Source organism: Nocardia callitridis (genome assembly GCF_039543305.1).
GTDB classification, from domain to species: Bacteria; Actinomycetota; Actinomycetes; order Mycobacteriales; family Mycobacteriaceae; genus Nocardia; species Nocardia callitridis.
Window position 1 is genome coordinate 243,343 of record NZ_BAABJM010000003.1, and the last position, 15,941, is coordinate 259,283.

General features: G+C 68.1%; 15 protein-coding genes. 4 read left to right on the forward strand and 11 right to left on the reverse strand.

Features of this window, described 5'->3' with window-relative positions; translation table 11 throughout:
* Positions 1 to 2 precede the first annotated feature (2 nt).
* The 4 genes from lipB to sucB all read right to left on the reverse strand — a co-directional run bounded on the left by lipB (position 3) and on the right by sucB (position 4,280).
* Positions 3 to 737: a lipoyl(octanoyl) transferase LipB gene (lipB, locus tag ABEA50_RS18795; RefSeq protein WP_345496857.1), complete on the reverse strand. Its 735-nt coding sequence runs from the start codon at positions 735 to 737 to the stop codon at positions 3 to 5.
* A gap of 337 nt (positions 738 to 1,074) precedes the next feature.
* Complete coding sequence (locus ABEA50_RS18800; protein ID WP_345496858.1) at positions 1,075 to 1,623, reverse strand: GNAT family N-acetyltransferase; 549 nt, start codon at positions 1,621 to 1,623, stop codon at positions 1,075 to 1,077.
* On the reverse strand, positions 1,620 to 2,516 hold the full coding sequence (locus ABEA50_RS18805) for a TIGR01777 family oxidoreductase (RefSeq protein WP_345496859.1): 897 nt from the start codon (positions 2,514 to 2,516) through the stop codon (positions 1,620 to 1,622). The genes ABEA50_RS18800 and ABEA50_RS18805 overlap by 4 nt, the downstream gene beginning before the upstream one ends.
* 12 nt (positions 2,517 to 2,528) lie before the next feature.
* Positions 2,529 to 4,280, reverse strand: coding sequence for a 2-oxoglutarate dehydrogenase, E2 component, dihydrolipoamide succinyltransferase (gene sucB, locus ABEA50_RS18810; protein WP_345496860.1), 1,752 nt, complete (start codon positions 4,278 to 4,280; stop codon positions 2,529 to 2,531).
* Between the two features lie 260 nt (positions 4,281 to 4,540).
* Between sucB and ABEA50_RS18815 the strand changes: the two genes are divergently transcribed.
* Entirely contained in the window at positions 4,541 to 4,903 is a 363-nt protein-coding gene (locus ABEA50_RS18815; RefSeq protein ID WP_345496861.1) for an oxidoreductase, read from the forward strand.
* 95 nt (positions 4,904 to 4,998) lie between these two features.
* On the opposite strand, the gene ABEA50_RS18820 is transcribed toward ABEA50_RS18815, so the two are convergent.
* A complete protein-coding gene (locus ABEA50_RS18820) occupies positions 4,999 to 6,516 on the reverse strand; it encodes a leucyl aminopeptidase (RefSeq protein WP_345496862.1) in 1,518 nt (505 codons plus the stop codon).
* A 175-nt stretch (positions 6,517 to 6,691) separates the two neighbouring features.
* On the opposite strand from ABEA50_RS18820, the gene ABEA50_RS18825 reads away from it, so the two are divergent.
* Positions 6,692 to 7,306 (forward strand): GNAT family N-acetyltransferase, encoded by a 615-nt coding sequence (locus ABEA50_RS18825; RefSeq protein ID WP_345496863.1) that lies wholly within the window; start codon positions 6,692 to 6,694, stop codon positions 7,304 to 7,306.
* Positions 7,307 to 7,416: 110 nt separating this feature from the next.
* Positions 7,417 to 8,517: a glycine cleavage system aminomethyltransferase GcvT gene (gene gcvT, locus ABEA50_RS18830; protein WP_345496864.1), complete on the forward strand. Its 1,101-nt coding sequence runs from the start codon at positions 7,417 to 7,419 to the stop codon at positions 8,515 to 8,517.
* Position 8,518: 1 nt separating this feature from the next.
* On the opposite strand, the gene ABEA50_RS18835 is transcribed toward gcvT, so the two are convergent.
* On the reverse strand, positions 8,519 to 9,460 hold the full coding sequence (locus tag ABEA50_RS18835) for an amidohydrolase family protein (RefSeq protein ID WP_345496865.1): 942 nt from the start codon (positions 9,458 to 9,460) through the stop codon (positions 8,519 to 8,521).
* Between the two features lie 290 nt (positions 9,461 to 9,750).
* Here ABEA50_RS18835 and ABEA50_RS18840 point away from each other — a divergent pair, with 290 nt between their 5' ends.
* Complete coding sequence (locus tag ABEA50_RS18840) at positions 9,751 to 10,848, forward strand: branched-chain amino acid aminotransferase (protein ID WP_345496866.1); 1,098 nt, start codon at positions 9,751 to 9,753, stop codon at positions 10,846 to 10,848.
* Between the two features lie 66 nt (positions 10,849 to 10,914).
* Here the strand turns inward: ABEA50_RS18840 and ABEA50_RS18845 are convergent, their stop codons facing one another.
* The 5 genes from ABEA50_RS18845 to ABEA50_RS18865 all read right to left on the reverse strand — a co-directional run bounded on the left by ABEA50_RS18845 (position 10,915) and on the right by ABEA50_RS18865 (position 15,859).
* Entirely contained in the window at positions 10,915 to 11,628 is a 714-nt protein-coding gene (locus ABEA50_RS18845; RefSeq protein WP_345496867.1) for an MBL fold metallo-hydrolase, read from the reverse strand.
* A 277-nt stretch (positions 11,629 to 11,905) separates the two neighbouring features.
* Positions 11,906 to 12,655: an adenosylcobinamide-GDP ribazoletransferase gene (locus ABEA50_RS18850; protein WP_345497144.1), complete on the reverse strand. Its 750-nt coding sequence runs from the start codon at positions 12,653 to 12,655 to the stop codon at positions 11,906 to 11,908.
* Positions 12,656 to 12,668: 13 nt separating this feature from the next.
* Positions 12,669 to 13,784 carry a nicotinate-nucleotide--dimethylbenzimidazole phosphoribosyltransferase gene (gene cobT, locus ABEA50_RS18855; RefSeq protein WP_345496868.1) on the reverse strand — a complete coding sequence of 372 codons (1,116 nt, stop codon included), beginning with the start codon at positions 13,782 to 13,784 and terminating at the stop codon, positions 12,669 to 12,671.
* A gap of 438 nt (positions 13,785 to 14,222) precedes the next feature.
* Entirely contained in the window at positions 14,223 to 14,774 is a 552-nt protein-coding gene (gene cobU / locus ABEA50_RS18860) for a bifunctional adenosylcobinamide kinase/adenosylcobinamide-phosphate guanylyltransferase (protein WP_345496869.1), read from the reverse strand.
* Positions 14,775 to 14,869: 95 nt separating this feature from the next.
* Positions 14,870 to 15,859: a helix-turn-helix domain-containing protein gene (locus ABEA50_RS18865; RefSeq protein WP_345496870.1), complete on the reverse strand. Its 990-nt coding sequence runs from the start codon at positions 15,857 to 15,859 to the stop codon at positions 14,870 to 14,872.
* Positions 15,860 to 15,941 lie beyond the last annotated feature (82 nt).

Here is a 15,941-nt window from a genome sequence, read left to right on the forward strand (position 1 = left end):
GTTCACCGGGCGGCCGACGCCCCACCTGTGGGTGTGACATGGGCGATATCGTGCACGGTGACCGGAAGTTCGCCGTCGAGCGCGCGCCCGATCGCCTCGGCCACCGCGGGACGTACCTGCGCGACGGTCACCTCACGGCCCAGCTCGCGCGACAGGCTGGTCACGCCCACGTCGCGCAGTCCGCACGGGACGATCGCGTCGAAGCCGTCCATCGTCGAATTGCAATTCAGTGAGATGCCGTGCAAGGCGACCCCGCGCTGCACCCGGACACCGATCGCGGCGATCTTGCGTTCTTCGAGCACCTCGGTGGCGGGCAGCCACACGCCGGAACGGCCCTCCACCCGACCACAATGCAACCCGAGATCGGTGCACACCGTGATCAGCGCTTCCTCCAGCCGACGGACATACGCGACCACGTCGACCGGTTCGGCCAGCCGAATGATCGGGTAGCCGACGAGCTGGCCGGGACCATGCCAGGTGATCTTGCCGCCGCGGTCGACCTCGACCACCGGTGTGCCGTCGACCGGCATGTCCTCGGCGGCGGTCCTGCGACCCGCGGTGAACACCGAAGGATGCTCCAGCAACAGCAGCCGATCGGCGCCGAGGCCCTCGGCCCGCTGCGCGGCGATCTCGCGTTGACGGTCCCATGCGGCGGTGTATTCGATCAGTCCGAGATCCTCGACCACGATCGGGGTCGAATCGAATCGGGCGGACAGCGTTGTGCGCGTGTCGGTCACGTGCTCGACGTTACGCCGCGCGCGTCGGGAGATGCTGTCCAGGCGGGCGGTCATGGCCTGCCGCGTCGGTGCTCGCAGCGGTTGCGGCGAGGTTGTTCTGGACGGTTTCTCGGATCGAGTCGAGTGCCGTACCCCGTGCCGCGGAACTCGTGCCGGCGGATCGAGGTCAGGGCGTGCGCATCGCACGCCGAACGCCATCGGACCCTGATCGAGGCGAGCAGCTGGATCGGGCGCGCGGACGTGTCGACCCGACAATCCGGGGACGCGGCGCGCGGGACCGACGCGTGCTCGCACGCTCCACATGCGGGCCGGTGAGCGACCAGAAGTGCGGACCGGCTCAGTCCACCTGGACGGGCAGGGTGAGCTGCATGAGCGTCAGGTCCATCCAGTGGCCGAACTTGTGGCCGACCTCGGGCAGCACACCGACGGTGCGGAAGCCGAACCGCTCATGCAACTGAATCGAGCCGGTATTGCTCGACTCGATGGCCGCGATCATGGCGTGCACCGTTCCGGACGCGCGCGCGTGCGCGAGCAGTTCGGTGAGCAGGGCGGTGGCGACGCCGCGGCGATGGAAATCGGCGTCGACGTAGACGGAATTCTCCACCGTGAAGCGATACCCCGACTTCGGCCGCCACGGGCCGTAGCTGGCGTAACCGGCCAGCGCGCCGTCGATCTCGGCGACCAGGATCGGTCGACCCGCGGCGATCCGATCACGGAACCAGGCGACACGATCGTCGAGCTCGACTTCCTCGGTATCCCAGATCGCGGTCGACTCGGCGATGTTCGCGTTGTGAATCGTCAGGATCGCTGGCAGGTCGTCGGCGCGCGCGTCCCGGATCCGAACAGCGGTGACGGCGCGGTCGGTGGTCGTGCTGTGGTCGGTCATCGGTGTTCGGTCGCCGCGGTGAGCGCCGCGCCGATCGTCGGATGCCGAAATTCGTAGCCCGCGTTCTCCAACGCCGTGGGAATCGCGCGCGGGCCGCTCAGGATCGCCTCCTGCGCGAACTCGCCGACCGCGAGCCGCAACGCGAACGCGGGGACAACGAAGGGGGCCCGACGATGCAGCGCGCGCCCGAGCGCACGGTTGAACTCGGCATTGGTCACCGGTGCCGGACCGACGGCATTGATCGGACCGCGCACCGCGTCGTGGGTGAGCGCGAAGACGATCGCCCCGATCTCGTCGTCCAGCGACACCCAGGGCGTGTACTGGCGGCCGTTGCCGAGCCGCCCACCGAGGCCGAGCGAATACAGCGGACGCAACATGCCGAGCATGCCGCCGCCGCGCGCGAGCACCACGGCGCTGCGCAGCAACACCGTGCGCACGCCAGCGTCCGAGGCGGGCGCGGTCGCGGCCTCCCAGTCCCGACACAGCGTGGCGAGGAAACCGGTGCCGACTCCCGCGGATTCGTCGACGACGCGATCACCGGTGTCACCGCCGTAGATGTGCACGCCGCTGGCATTGATCAGCACCGGCACCCCCGCCGTCGCGGCCGCGTCGGCGAGCACGTCGGTGGCGGTGATCCTGCTGTCGCGCAGCAACTGCTTGTAGGTGCCGTTCCATCGATGACTGCCGAGACCGGCACCGCACAGGTTCACGACCGCGTCCGCACCCCGCAGCGCACCGTCGTCGATGGAAGCGCGGGCCGGATTCCAAGTGAATTCGTCCGGGCCAGCGGCCTTTCGGCGCACCAGACGGGCCACGTCGTGCCCGTCGCGGCGCAGTGCCGCGACGAGCGACGTCCCGATCAAACCGGAGGAACCGGCGATCACGACCTTCATACGATGACCGACCTACAGGCCGAGGTCGGCCTCGAAAGCGGCTTCTTCGAGCCGGTGTCTGATGGTGGTCAGGAACCGGCCCGCGTCGGCGCCGTCGATGAGACGGTGGTCGTAGGTGAGCGGAAGGTAGGACAATGACCGCACACCGATGGACTCGTTGCCGTTCTCGTCGGTGAGCACCACGGGACGCTTGACGATCGCACCCGTGCCGAGCATCGCCGCTTGCGGCGGAACCAGGATCGGGGTGTCGAACAGGGCGCCCTGGCTGCCGATGTTGGTGATGGTGAAGGTGCCACCGGCCAACTCGTCGGGCTTGAGACCACCGTTACGCGCGCGGTTGGCGATATCGGCGATCGCGCGTGCCAGGCCGGCCAGCGACAGGTCGCTGGCGTTGTGGATCACCGGAGACAGCAGACCCTGCTCGGTGTCGACGGCGATGCCGAGGTGCACCGAGGCGTGGTAGGTGATCTCCTTGCTCGACTCGTCGTAGCTGGCGTTGACGTTCGGGTGCACGCCGAGCGCCTCGACGACAGCCTTGGCGAAGAACGGCAGGAACGTCAGGTTGACGCCCTCGCGGTCCTTGAACGATGCCTTGGCCTGGGTGCGCAGCGCGGCGATCTTGCTGACGTCGGCCTCGTGGACCTGGGTGAGCTGCGCGGTGGTCTGCAACGACTCCCGCGTCTTGGTCGCCGTGATCTGACGGATCCGGTTGGCCTTCTGCACGGTGCCACGCAGGTGCGCGAACTGCGACTCCGCGGCGGCAGGGGCCTTCGCCGCGGGTGCGGAGGAGGCGGGCGCCGGGGCGGGAGCCGAACCCTTCTTGGCGTCCGCGGCGGCGAGCACGTCCTGCTTACGGATGCGTCCGCCGACACCGGAACCGGTGAGCGCGGAGAGGTCGACACCGTTCTCGTCGGCCAGCTTTCGCACCAGCGGGGTGACATACGGGGTGGCGCCACCGTTGGACGAGCTGGCCGAACCTTGGTTGGCCGGTGCCGGAGCGGGAGCTGCGGGAGCAGGTGCCGGGGCCGCCGCTGCTGGTGCCGGGGCTGCCGGGGCAGGTGCCGGGGTCGGCGCGGGAGCCGGTTCGGGCGCGGGCGCCGGTGCCGGTGCCGGTGCGGGTGCGGGTGCGGCGGGGGAGCCGCTGCCGATCACGCCGAGCTGGCCGCCGACCTCGATGACATCGTCTTCCTGGGCGCTGATCTCGAGCAACGTGCCCGCGACCGGCGAAGGGATCTCGGTGTCGACCTTGTCGGTGGAGACCTCGAGCAGCGGCTCGTCGACGGCGACCTCGTCACCGACGGCCTTGAGCCAGCGTGTGACGGTGCCCTCGGTGACCGATTCGCCGAGCTCCGGCATCTTCACCGAAGTACCTTCGGCAGCCTGTGCGGGCTGCGCGGCGGGCGCGGGTGCCGGTGCGGCAGGAGCAGGTTCCTGTGCGGCAGGGGCGGGTTCCGGCGCGGGCGCTTCGGCGGCGGGGGCCTGCTGAGCCTCCGGTGCCGGTGCGGCGGCGGGCGCGGGCGCCTCACCCTGATCGCTGATCACACCGAGCTCGCCACCGACCTCGACCACATCATCTTCCTGGGCGACAATCTTCGACAGCACGCCCGCCTGGGGGGACGGGATCTCGGTGTCGACCTTGTCGGTGGAGACCTCGAGCAGCGGCTCGTCGACCTCGACCGTGTCTCCTTCCTGTTTCAGCCACCTGGTCACCGTTCCCTCGGTGACGCTCTCACCAAGAGCGGGCATCTGGACGGAGAAGGCCATGTCAGTTGACTCCTCTGACTGCTCGACGGGGTTCTACAACAGTTGATCTTCCGGCGGACCGTCACCGCGGTTGGCGGCGATAGTCCGAAAGCCACCGATCATTGTGCGCGGCACCGGAGATCCGTGTGGTTCTTGTACCGGTATCCATCCTTGCACTCGTCGCGTCGGCGTGAAGCACAGGGCGGGGAACTCTATGCACCTGGCAGTATGGAATGACCGGCGTCGAAGGTGCTCCGGTGCAGGAAAGGAGGTCGGCGTCGTTGAGTTTGTTGAAGAGATTTCGCAGCGGCGCGACCCGTGTCGGTAGTGGTTTACGTGCGGGTTTCGTCGAAAACGAGGATGCGCGCTATCTCGCCGAGTGGGTGCGCACGCACACCGGTGTCGAAGGCTACGTCGAGCCCAAGACCACCGTGACCGATGTCACGGTGGTGCTTGTTGCCGCTGATGGTGAGTGGACTCGCCGCATCGTCGGCGAGCGCGGCGCGCGGCGGCTCGCGGGCGATCTGCGGATCCCGGTGTACGACGTGGGCAAAACCGGCTACCCGCAACGGATGCGTGACCACGACGCGCGTCAGCGCATCGCGCGGCGTCGCTCGTTCGAAGACGAACTGCGCGACCTGTAGTCCCGTGACGCGGCTCGGCTGCGGCCATCGGTGCTCGACCCGACTGTTCCGCACCGTCCGAGGCGCGGCCCCGAACGGTGCGAATGCGGCGTCGGTTATTGCGCGGCGATGTCCTCGATGACCGAGATCAGCGTGCGAACCGGTACGCCGGTACCACCCTTCGGGATGTATCCGAACGGGCCGCCGGTGTTGTAGGCCGGTCCCGCCACATCCAGGTGCGCCCACTGCACGCCCTCGGGCACGAACTCCTTCAGGAACAGTCCCGCCGAGAGCATGCCGCCGTAGCGATGTGGTGCGACATTCGCGAGGTCGGCGATCTTCGAATTGAGATCCGCGCGCAGTTCCGCGGGAAACGGCATGGCCCAACCGTTCTCGCCGACCGAGCGGGAGATCCGCGCGACCCGGTCGCGGAAGTCCTCGGTGCCGAGCACGCCGGGCGTGCGGGTGCCGAGCGCGACCATCTGCGCACCGGTCAACGTGGCGACATCTATGAGGTAGTCGGGTTCGTCCTCGCCGGCGCGCACGATCGCGTCGGCCAGGATCAGTCGGCCCTCGGCATCGGTGTTGAGTACCTCGACGGTGGTGCCGCCGTACTGGGTGAGCACATCGCCAGGGCGCTGCGCGGTCGCCGACGGCATGTTCTCGGCCATCGGTACCGTCGCGGTGACCGACACCGGCAGTCCGAGGCGCGCGGCCACCAGCGTGGTCGCGATGACCGCCGCGGCGCCACCCATGTCGGAGGTCATGTTCTCCATATTGGCGGCGGGCTTGATCGAGATGCCGCCGGTGTCGAACGTGACGCCCTTGCCGACCAGTGCGACCTTCTTCGGGCCGCCGTCGTAGCTGATCCTGATCAGGCGCGGTGGGCGCGAAGAACCCTTACCGACGCCGATGATGCCGCCGTAACCTCCCGCTTCGAGGGCCTTTTCGTCGAGTACCTCGACGGTGAGCCCGGCGCCTTCGGCCAGTACCTGTGCCCGGTCCGCGAATTCGGCGGGGAACAGGTGGCTCGGTGGGGTGTTCACGAAATCGCGTGCGGTAGCGACGGCTTCGGCGACCAGTCGCGCCCTGGTCAGTTCCGCTTCATCGAAATCGGAGTCGGGAACCAGCAGCGCGACCTTCGCCAACGGGCCCTCGTCGGGCTTGGGCGCGGACTTGCTCGACTTGAACGCCGTGAACGAGTAGGCGCCGAGGTAGAAACCTTCGGCGGCGGCACCGAGGTCGAGGCCCGACAAGGTGGTCACCACGCTGTCGGTGCCGACGAGTGAACGCGCGGCCACACCCGCCGACCTGCGGATCTGCTCGGCGTCGACGGCGTCGGCCGCACCAAGACCCACCGCGAGCACGCTGCGGACACCCAGCGCGGCAGGGGCCGCGATCCTGACCAGTTCTTCGGCCTTGCCCTTGGCGCCGACCGCGCGCAGCTGCTCCAGAAGTCGCGTGCGCACCTCGGCGTCGAGCACATCGGTGAACAGGTCCTCGGGCACGATCGCCGGCCCCGTCTCGGAATCGTTCGAGGACGTGGTGGCGATGACGAGCACGTCGAATTCGGCGTCGATGGTCTTGGTTCGTGTCAGCTCCGGTCCGAGCGAGCGATCTGCAGCAGCGGTCATGGCGACAGATTATGCGGTCGCTCGGCGGCGCCGCATCGTGACGCCGCCGGACACCCCGTCGTCGCTGGTCGTTTCGGTGTCCGGTGCCGCATACGATCGAATCGCCGGTGCGTCAGTGTCGAACGTGAGGGTCGAACGTGAGGGTCGAACGTGAGGACCGAGAGGAGTCTGCGGAATGAATGCGCCGATGACCGTGCGCCGCGCGGGAAGCGAGGATCGGGCGGCGGTCGTCGCGGCCTTCGAGGTCGCGAACCTGGACGAGGCGGTGACCGCCTGGGTGCTCGAGGACCGCTCCGAGAACATCTACCTCGACTCGAGCTATGCGCAGGATCGCGTCGACACCGCGCTGCGAGAAGACGAGGTGTGGGTCGCGGGGGTAGGACAGGAAATCTGGGCGATCTCGGTGTGGCAGTACCTGACCTCCTTGCGCCGATTGGAGGTCGAGGTCGCGAAGGCGCGCCGGTGGGCGGAGGCCGCACCGAACTCGCGACCGCTGCGGCGGATCGCGGAGGCGAGCGATGTGCTGCTGCGGACCCATCCGAGGGAGTTTCCGCACAACTATCTCGAGGTGATCGTCACCGTGCCCGAACATCGTGGCCAGGGTGCCGGTGGTGCGGTGCTCGCCGACCGGCTCGCGGCATCCTCGGCGCAAGGGGTGCCCGCGTACCTGGAGGCGAGCACCGAACGTTCGGCGCGGCTGTACACCAGTCGCGGATTCGTGCGCACCGGGACCACCCACCCGTTGCCGGACAACGGGCCGACGCTGATTCCCATGTGGTTTCGTCCGTAACCCCGTCATATCTTGGTAGGCAAGAGGATTCGCGTGGCAGCGAGCTCGGTGGGTGCGGGTGCGCACACGGTTGTTCCGAACCTGTCGGGTGCGCCGGATAAGCTCGCCGGGTGAGCGCCTCGAACCTGTCGCAGGGACCGATCCATGCCGTCCACACCGAGCTCGGCGCGAGCTTCGCGCCGTTCGGCGGCTGGGAGATGCCCGTCTCCTACGCCGGAACCGTCGGTGAACACGAGGCGGTGCGCAACGCGGTCGGGCTGTTCGACGTGAGTCACCTCGGCAAGGCGACCGTGCGCGGGCAGGGCGCCGCCGACTTCGTGAATTCGGTACTGACCAACGATCTCGGCCGGATCCGACCCGGCAAGGCGCAGTACACGATGCTGTGCACCGACCAGGGCGGGGTCGTCGACGACCTGATCGCCTACTACGTGGCCGACGACGAGATCTTCCTCGTACCCAACGCGGCCAACACCGCGTCGGTGGTCGCGCGACTGCGTGAGTTGGCGCCCGAAGCAATCACCGTGACCGACGAACACCGCGAGTACGGCGTTTTCGCGGTGCAGGGACCGCGTTGCGCGGAAGTACTCACCGCGCTCGGCCTACCGACCGAATCGGAATACATGGCCTACGTCGACGCGGAATGGGAGGGGCGTCCGGTGCGGGTGTGCCGCAGCGGATACACCGGGGAACAAGGATACGAACTGCTGCCACGCTGGGACGACGCCGAACCCCTTTTCCGTGCGCTGCTCGCGCGGGTGCGTGCCGCCGACGGTCAGGTCGCCGGACTCGGTGCGCGCGACACCCTGCGCACCGAGATGGGGTACCCGCTACACGGCCACGAACTGTCGTTGGACATCTCGCCGGTGCAGGCGCGCTGTGGTTGGGCGGTGGGGTGGAAGAAGCCGGAATTCGGCGGCAAAGCCGCACTGACGCAAGAGAAGTCGGCGGGTCCACGCCGGACCCTGCTGGGAATCAAGGCGATCGACCGAGGTGTGCTGCGTCAGGGACAGACGGTGCTGCGCGGTGACGTATCGGTGGGGGAGACGACCTCCGGGACCTTCTCGCCCACGTTGAAGGTCGGCATCGCGCTGGCATTGTTCGATACCGAAGCGGGCATCGAGCCGGGTGCCGAGGTCGAGGTGGACGTGCGCGGCCGCCGCCTCCGTTGCGAGGTCCTGCGGCCGCCGTTCGTCGAGCCCAACACCAAGTAGGTCAGCCGATTCCGAGGAATGCCTGCGCGTTGGTTTCCAGGATCGATGTCGCGTCGGCGGGGTCGATCGCCGGATCGTTGATGTAGTCCACGGCGCGCACGTAGATGTCGCCGTCCTCGTATGGGAAATCGGTGCCGAGCAGCAAACGATCCGCACCGAAGGAATCGATCGCGGCGCGCAGTGCGGGCACATGTCCGTGGCCGACGGTGTCGTACCACATGCGTCGTGCGGCGTCGCTCGGCTTCTCCGGGGTATCGGGGGCTTCCCAGCCGACCTGATTGTCCGCGCGCTGCAACAACATCGGCATCGCACCGCCCAGATGCGAGTTCAGGATCTTGATGTTCGGATAACGGCTGGGGATACCGTTGGTGATCAACTGCATGATCGAGATGGTGTCCTCGATCGGCGCGCCCACCATCCAGGTCAGGTGGTGCTCGCCGATCAGCGCAGAGCAGGCGTTCGCCCCTGCCGGGTGCAGGTACAGGATCGTGCCGCGACGGTCCAGCTCGTCGAAGATCGGTGCGAACTCCGGATCCACCAGTGCGCGCCCGAACACGTGGGTGTTCATCGTGACCCCGATCATGCCCAGTTCGTCCAGCGCCCGTCCCAACTCCGCGATGGAGTCCTGCACGTGCGGCATCGGGGTGGCCGCGAAGGCGGCGAAGCGGTCGGGGTATTTCCGCACCACCGAGGCGTACTGGTCGTTGACGAAGCGTGCGGTGTCGGCCGCCCGTTGCCGGTCATCGCCGTAGGGCAGCTGCGGGCTCGCCGACAGTATCTGCATGTCGACACCTGCCCTGTCCATCAGCGCGGAGCGGGCCTCGAGTTCCTTGCCGTCGCCCGCGCCCATTCCGCGCTGGGTGTCGGTGTCGGTCTTGCCGAGCTCGACCAGCCGGTCGAGGTAGTCGTCGGTCCAATAGTGCGCGTGTACGTCGATGCGCATAGCGGATACGTCCTCTCTCGAGTGGTGGTCCGAGCTGGCAGGGTGCGATCGCACGCACCGAGCTGTCGCCGTGGCTGTCCTCGCACTTCCCGCAGTCGTGGGATCGAAACCGGTCGATGAATGCCGAGAATGGTCCGGCGATCTCCGATCCGCCGCGCCGCGCAACGGTCGAGCCCGTCCACCTGGTGCGGCGACCGACGACGGCGATGTACTCGACCGTGCGGACCCGCTGACGGTGACTGTGCACGGGGCACGCAAAACCTCCGAAAACGCCCGGATAAGATCGAGGGATGACCGTTGCCGCACAGTTCTCTCGTATTCCGCACCCCGCGCCCGCTCCGGCGCTGCGGCGACAAGAAATACTGGCGGCTCCCGGTTTCGGCCGGTACTTCACCGACCACATGGTCTCGATCGACTACCGCGACGGTGCGTGGACCAACGCGCAGGTCGAACCGTACGGGCCGCTCCCGTTGGATCCCGCGACCATGGTCTTTCACTATGGTCAGGCGATCTTCGAGGGACTGAAGGCTTACCGACAGCCCGACGGTGGTGTCTCCACTTTCCGTATCGACGCCAACGCCGAGCGTTTCCGCAAGTCCTCGCGTCGACTGGCGATGCAGGAGCTGCCGGACGAGCTGTTCATCGAGTCCGTGCGACAACTGCTCGAGGTCGACCGCGACTGGGTGCCCGCCGCGGGCGGTGAGGACTCGCTCTACCTACGTCCGTTCATGTTCGCCACCGAGGCGGGTCTCGGTGTGAAGCCCGCCGCCGCCTACAAGTATCTGCTGCTCGGTTCGCCCGCCGGTGCCTACTTCCCGCGCGGCGTGAAGCCGGTGCGGGTGTGGTTGTCCACCGAATACGTGCGCGCGGCGCCGGGCGGAACCGGCGAAGCCAAGGTCGCGGGCAACTACGCGTCGTCGCTGCTCGCGCAGCAGGAAGCCACCGAGCAGGGTTGTGACCAGGTGGTGTGGTTGGACGCCATCGAGCGTCGCTACGTCGAGGAAATGGGCACCAACAACCTGTTCTTCGTCTTCGGTAGTGGCTCCGAGGCGCGTCTGGTTACCCCGTCGCTGTCCGGGTCGTTGCTGCCAGGCATCACCCGTGATTCGCTGCTCACGCTGGCCGCGGACTCCGGCTACTCCGTCGAACAGCGCAAGGTGAGTGTGGAGGAGTGGCGCAAGGGCGCCGAATCCGGGGAAATCACCGAGGTTTTCGCGTGTGGCACCGCGGCCGTGATCACGCCGGTCGGCTGGGTCGCAGGACCCGATGGCGAATTCGCTATCGGTGGCGGCGAACCCGGCGAGGTCACCCTGGCGTTGCGCGACACCCTGACCGGCATCCAGCGTGGGACCTTCGCCGACATCCACGGGTGGATGCGCGGCATGTGAATCGTACGCGGCGTACCGGCCGTGCTCCGAGCGCGCGGCCCGGCCGGAAAACGCCGCCTCGGCAACTCAGCCCGGCATGAGTGCTTGCCACTGATCGAGCGTTTTCGGGCGCATCACGTAATTATTGTCGCGGATATCCGAGAGCGGAGCACTCGGTTCTTGCGAGTACCAGTGACCGGGGTAAACGACCGGATCGCCGGACAATTCGGAAAGATTGCGCAGACTGCGGAACATATCCTCGGAATTGCCTCCCGGAAAGTCGGTGCGTCCGCAACCGTCGACGAATAACGTGTCGCCCGCGATGAGCCGGTCCTCGAACAAGAAGCACTGACTGCCGGGGGTGTGGCCGGGGGTGTGCAGCAACTCGAGCTCGAAAACGCCGACGCTGACCTTGTCACCATGTTCGTGTCCGGCGAACTCGCTCGGCGCGATGCCGGTGACGTTCGCCGCCCACGACAGCTCCTGGGCATTGACATGCACTGGGACACTAGCCTTTTCGAGGATCTCCGCGACGCCGCGCAGGGTGAAACCCATCATCGTTCCGCCGACATGGTCGGGGTGGTGGTGGGTGGCGAGCACCCCGGTCAGCCGCAGGCCGTCGCCCGCGGCGATCTCGACGATGTCGCTGGCCGCGTACGCGGGATCGACCACCAAGCATTCCCCGGTCTCCCGGTCGCCGATGAGGTAGGCGAAGTTGCGCATCTGTGTCGCGATGGGGTCGCCAACGGCGTAGTCGCGGCCAGATAACAGCTGGCGAAAGTAGAGGCGCTCAGAAGACATACCGTCCAGCTTATTGCCTTTCCCATAGGCGGCGCGCGGCGCGGTCGGCGATATTTCCAGCGTCGGAGCATGAATCCGATAACCGACCGGCCGGGAGCTGGATCGATGATCGCGGCACCCTCCGAAAGACCCGGAAAAGATAATGCCTGGTCCGATATTCGACACCGGGGTGCGGCGCCCATGCCGTCGGTCTGCGACCGTCGCCGAAGCGATTGCGGCAGCCCAACATCCGGTGCCGACAGTGACACGGTCGTGCCGGACTCGCCCCCGTGGCGCCCTACGCGCCGAAGCAGAGCCCGACCGCGACCAGCGCGACCGAGATCTCGACCACCGCACCGAGCACATCGCCGGACAGGCCGCCGAACCTGCGCACGCAATGCCGCACGAGCAGCACCGAAAAGGCCAACGTCACGGCTACCGCGACCGGGCCGAGCCAACGCGCCTCGGGCAGGGCGAACACCGAGACGATCACGATCAGCACCGACCACCCCGCGTAGGTGCCGACCCGCTGCGTGCCCGCGACCAAGCTGCCGAACCCCGACTCCGGCGCGGCATCGATGCCCAGACGGCAGGCCAAGACCACCGCGACCCTGCCGAGAGCCACCGCGACGACGACCGCAAGCCACCGGTCCTCCTGCGCGAGCTGTGTGAACGCGAACGCCTGGACACCGATAGCGAAGACAAGGGCCGTGACCCCGAACGGTCCGACATCCCCGCGTTTCATCACCTCGCGCGCACGCTGCGGCGACCCGTAGGTGCCGAGACCGTCCATGGTGTCGGCGAGACCGTCCAGGTGCATGCCCCTGGTCAGCAGCGCCACGATCGCGACGACGAGCAGTCCGGACAGTGGCGCGCTCGCTCCCGCCGCGGTCAGCGCCCACAACGCCGCTGCCGCCATGCCGCCGAGCACACCGCCCACCACCGGTGCGCAGGCGATGGCCCTCGCGGCGGCGGGCCGGTCGACCGATTCGGGGCCACCGACCGGCAGTACCGTCAACCACGACAGCGCCAGTCGCAGTCCGGTCAGCACGGTCGTTGGCTCACTTGCGCAGATCCGGGGTACTGCTCGCCGGGTCCGTCGCCTCGAAGGCGGTGTTCGTCGCGGTGTCGGCGTCGGTCGTGGTGACCCCCGCTTCCTCGAAGGTCGACATCTGCGCGAGCGTCGCGACCGCAGCGCGCAGCAACGGCAGGGCGACCAGGGCGCCGGAACCCTCACCGAGGCGCATGTCCAACTCCACCAACGGTTCCAGGCGCAGCTGTCGCAACGCCAAGGTGTGCGCGGGCTCGCTGGAACGGTGTCCCGCGATCCACCACGCGCTCGCGCCCTCGGCGAGATCTTCGGCGAGCAACGCGGCCGCGGTGACTACCACACCATCCAGGATCACCGGGGTGCGCCGGGTGGCGGCTTGGGCGAGGAAGGCGGCGATGGCGGCGAAATCCGCGCCACCGGCCACCCGCAGCAACTCGACCGGGTCCTTGACCACCGGGCGCGCCCTGCGCATGGCGTCACGGATGGCGGCGACCTTGCGCATCCACCCCGCGTCGTCCACGCCGGTGCCGCGACCCACCGCCGCGACCGGCTCGGTGCCGGTGAGGGTGGCGATCAGCGCGGTCGCCGGGGTGGTGTTGCCGATCCCCATATCGCCCGCGATCAGCAGGTCGGCGCCCGCGTCGATCTCCTCGTCGGCCAAGGCGCGACCCGCGTTCAGTGCGGCGGTGACCTCCTCGGCGCTCAACGCGTCGGCGCGGTCGATGGGTCCGCTGGCGCGACGCACCTTGTGCGCGGTGACATTCGGGTCGTCGATATCGGCGTCCACCGCGATGTCCGCGACCCGCACGGTCGCGCCCGCCACCGTGGCCAAGGCGTTCACTGCGGCGCCACCGCCGAGGAAGTTCGTGACCATCTGCGCGGTCACCTCGCTCGGATACGCCGACACGCCCTGCTGGGCGACACCGTGGTCACCGGCGAACACCACCACCCTGGCCCGTTCGAATTGTCGGGGCGGGCACACGCCCTGGCAGGCCGCGACCCAGTTCCCCAGCTGCTCCAAACGTCCCAGTGCGCCACCGGGTTTCGTCAACCGGGCCTGGCGCTGCTGCGCCTCGGCGCGCGACCCCGAGTCCGGGGGAGTCACCGGTCCGAATCCGTGTGTCACTTGTCGACCCTCTCCATCTCCCGCGTACCGACCGGCACCATGTCCTGCACCGCCACTGTGCCGCTCAATACTGCCATTGCGGTCGGATCCGAACCCGACCGCGCGGTGCGCGAGGGTGGCATCGCTGCCGACAACGACGGGTTTCGCGGGCGACACACCGGCACCTACCATGGGCGACACCAAGATTGGGGCGGTCGACCGCCGGTGGAGTGAGCGAGCGGTGACCGCGTCGAGGCGGTGAGCGGTGTCGCGGGCAGCGGGCACCCCGTGTCTTTGTCCGCGCGCGGCAGCATCGCCGGACACCGGCGGAAACATCGCCGGACACCAGTGGTCGGAGTCGAGGGATGGCCGCGTCGAAGGATGGCAGCGTCGAGGTCGCTCGTCGCCGTGGCGCTGCCCGACGACCGGTAATCGCGGCGTAGGCCGAACTCCGCGTGGCTATCTCAGTCGCAGGGCCAGTCCCGCCACGATCAGGAATGCCTCGTCGCACGCTTGCGCCAGCCGCTGGTTCACCACGCCGATCTCGTCACGGAACAAGCGGCCCGCCCTGGTCGCCGGAACGACGCCCATTCCGACCTCGGGGCTCACGATCACCAGTCGATGCGGGAAGTTCGCGACCGCGTCGACCAGTGAGTCGGCGTCGGGGGTGATCGTGCCGCGCGGTGCCTCCCACGCGGAGCGGGCGTCGATGCGTGCGGTCAGCCACGTGCCGATGTCGTCGAGCAGGGTGGTGGTGTCGGCGTCCCGGTCGGCGAGTTCGCGCAGAACCGTTGCGGGGTCGGCGCTTTCGATGACCTGCCACGCGGCGGGGCGGCGTCGGCGATGCTGGGCGATGCGGTCGGCGAAGTCGGTATCGGCGGGGTCGGGGATCGCGGTGGCGAGGTAGTGGACGGCGCCTTTCGCGGCGGTGGCCAACTGCTCGGCGTAGTCCGACTTACCCGAGCGGGCGCCGCCGAGGACGAGGGTGCGGGGTGGGCGGGGGGTTGGCACGAGCGCACGGTATCAAGTGGTGGGTTTTGGGGTTGGTGTGTGGGCTGGTGGTCTCGGCTCTTGCCCACCGCATCATTGGGGTGCTGCTGGGTGACTTACGTGAGTGGGGGTGTGGTGAGTTGCTGGGCGGGTTCTTGGGTGCCGAAGCGGCGGCGGTATTCGATGGGGGCTATGCCTACGTGGCGTTGGAAGTGGTGGCGCAGGAGGGCGCCGGAGCTGAAACCGGAACGCGTGGCGACTTGTTCGAGGCCGAGGTCGGTGTCTTCCAAGAGGTGTTTGGTGAGCAAGATGCGTTGGTTGGTCAGCCACTTCACGGGGGTGGTTCCGGTTTCGGCGGCGAAGCGGCGGGCGAAGGTACGGGTGGACATGTTCGAGCGGGCGGCGAGGTCTTCGACGGTGTGCGGCAGGTCGAGGTGCTCGTTCATCCACTCCAGCGTCGGGATGAGGCTGTCGGAGGTGCAGGCCACGATCGGGCGTTCGATGAACTGTCGTTGACCGCCGTCGCGTTGGGGCGGCACCACCATGCGGCGGGCGATGGCATTGGCGACACCGCTGCCCAGTTCTCTGCGCACCAGGTGCAGGCAGGCATCGATGCCCGCGGCGGTGCCCGCGCTGGTGATCAGATTGCCTTCGTCGACGAACAGCACATCGGGGTCGACGGTGGCGTTCGGATGCCTGGCCGCCAGTTCGGCGACATGGCGCCAGTGCGTCGTGCATTTGCGGCCGTCGAGCAGTCCGGCGGCTCCGGCGAGAAACGCGCCCGAGCAGACGGTGAGCACGGTGGCGCCCCGGTCGAAGGCGGTACGGACGGCCGCGACGACGCGCGGGTCGAATTCCGCGCCGTAGGCGGCGGCGGGAATGGTGACCAGGTCGGCTTCGTCGAGCTGATCGAGACCGTACTCGGGGGTCAAGGTGATGCCGGGAGTCATGGGTTGCAGTGGCTTGCCCGGATCGGCGCCGCACACCCAGAAGTCGAAGCGGGGCAAGCCATCCGAGGATCGATCGAGGCCGAAGACTTCGCACAGGACGCCGAACTCGAACATCGCCGTCTGCTCGGACAATACGACGGCGACCTTGGACAGCATGGCCACCAGTCTACTGGCTGAATATTGATGACTGTCGTCAGTCCAGCCACTGTCGGCGGATAATACTGGCACGCAAAATTAC

What these genes read in the sequence shown, in the direction of transcription:
- ABEA50_RS18825 (WP_345496863.1), top strand. Translation starts at nt 6,692, where the DNA reads ATGAATGCGCCGATGACCGTGCGCCGCGCGGGAAGCGAGGATCGGGCG.
- ABEA50_RS18800 (WP_345496858.1), bottom strand. Translation starts at nt 1,623, where the DNA reads ATGACCGACCACAGCACGACCACCGACCGCGCCGTCACCGCTGTTCGG.
- ABEA50_RS18835 (WP_345496865.1), bottom strand. Translation starts at nt 9,460, where the DNA reads ATGCGCATCGACGTACACGCGCACTATTGGACCGACGACTACCTCGAC.
- ABEA50_RS18865 (WP_345496870.1), bottom strand. Translation starts at nt 15,859, where the DNA reads ATGCTGTCCAAGGTCGCCGTCGTATTGTCCGAGCAGACGGCGATGTTC.
- ABEA50_RS18845 (WP_345496867.1), bottom strand. Translation starts at nt 11,628, where the DNA reads ATGTCTTCTGAGCGCCTCTACTTTCGCCAGCTGTTATCTGGCCGCGAC.
- ABEA50_RS18820 (WP_345496862.1), bottom strand. Translation starts at nt 6,516, where the DNA reads ATGACCGCTGCTGCAGATCGCTCGCTCGGACCGGAGCTGACACGAACC.
- ABEA50_RS18840 (WP_345496866.1), top strand. Translation starts at nt 9,751, where the DNA reads ATGACCGTTGCCGCACAGTTCTCTCGTATTCCGCACCCCGCGCCCGCT.
- sucB (WP_345496860.1), bottom strand. Translation starts at nt 4,280, where the DNA reads ATGGCCTTCTCCGTCCAGATGCCCGCTCTTGGTGAGAGCGTCACCGAG.
- ABEA50_RS18805 (WP_345496859.1), bottom strand. Translation starts at nt 2,516, where the DNA reads ATGAAGGTCGTGATCGCCGGTTCCTCCGGTTTGATCGGGACGTCGCTC.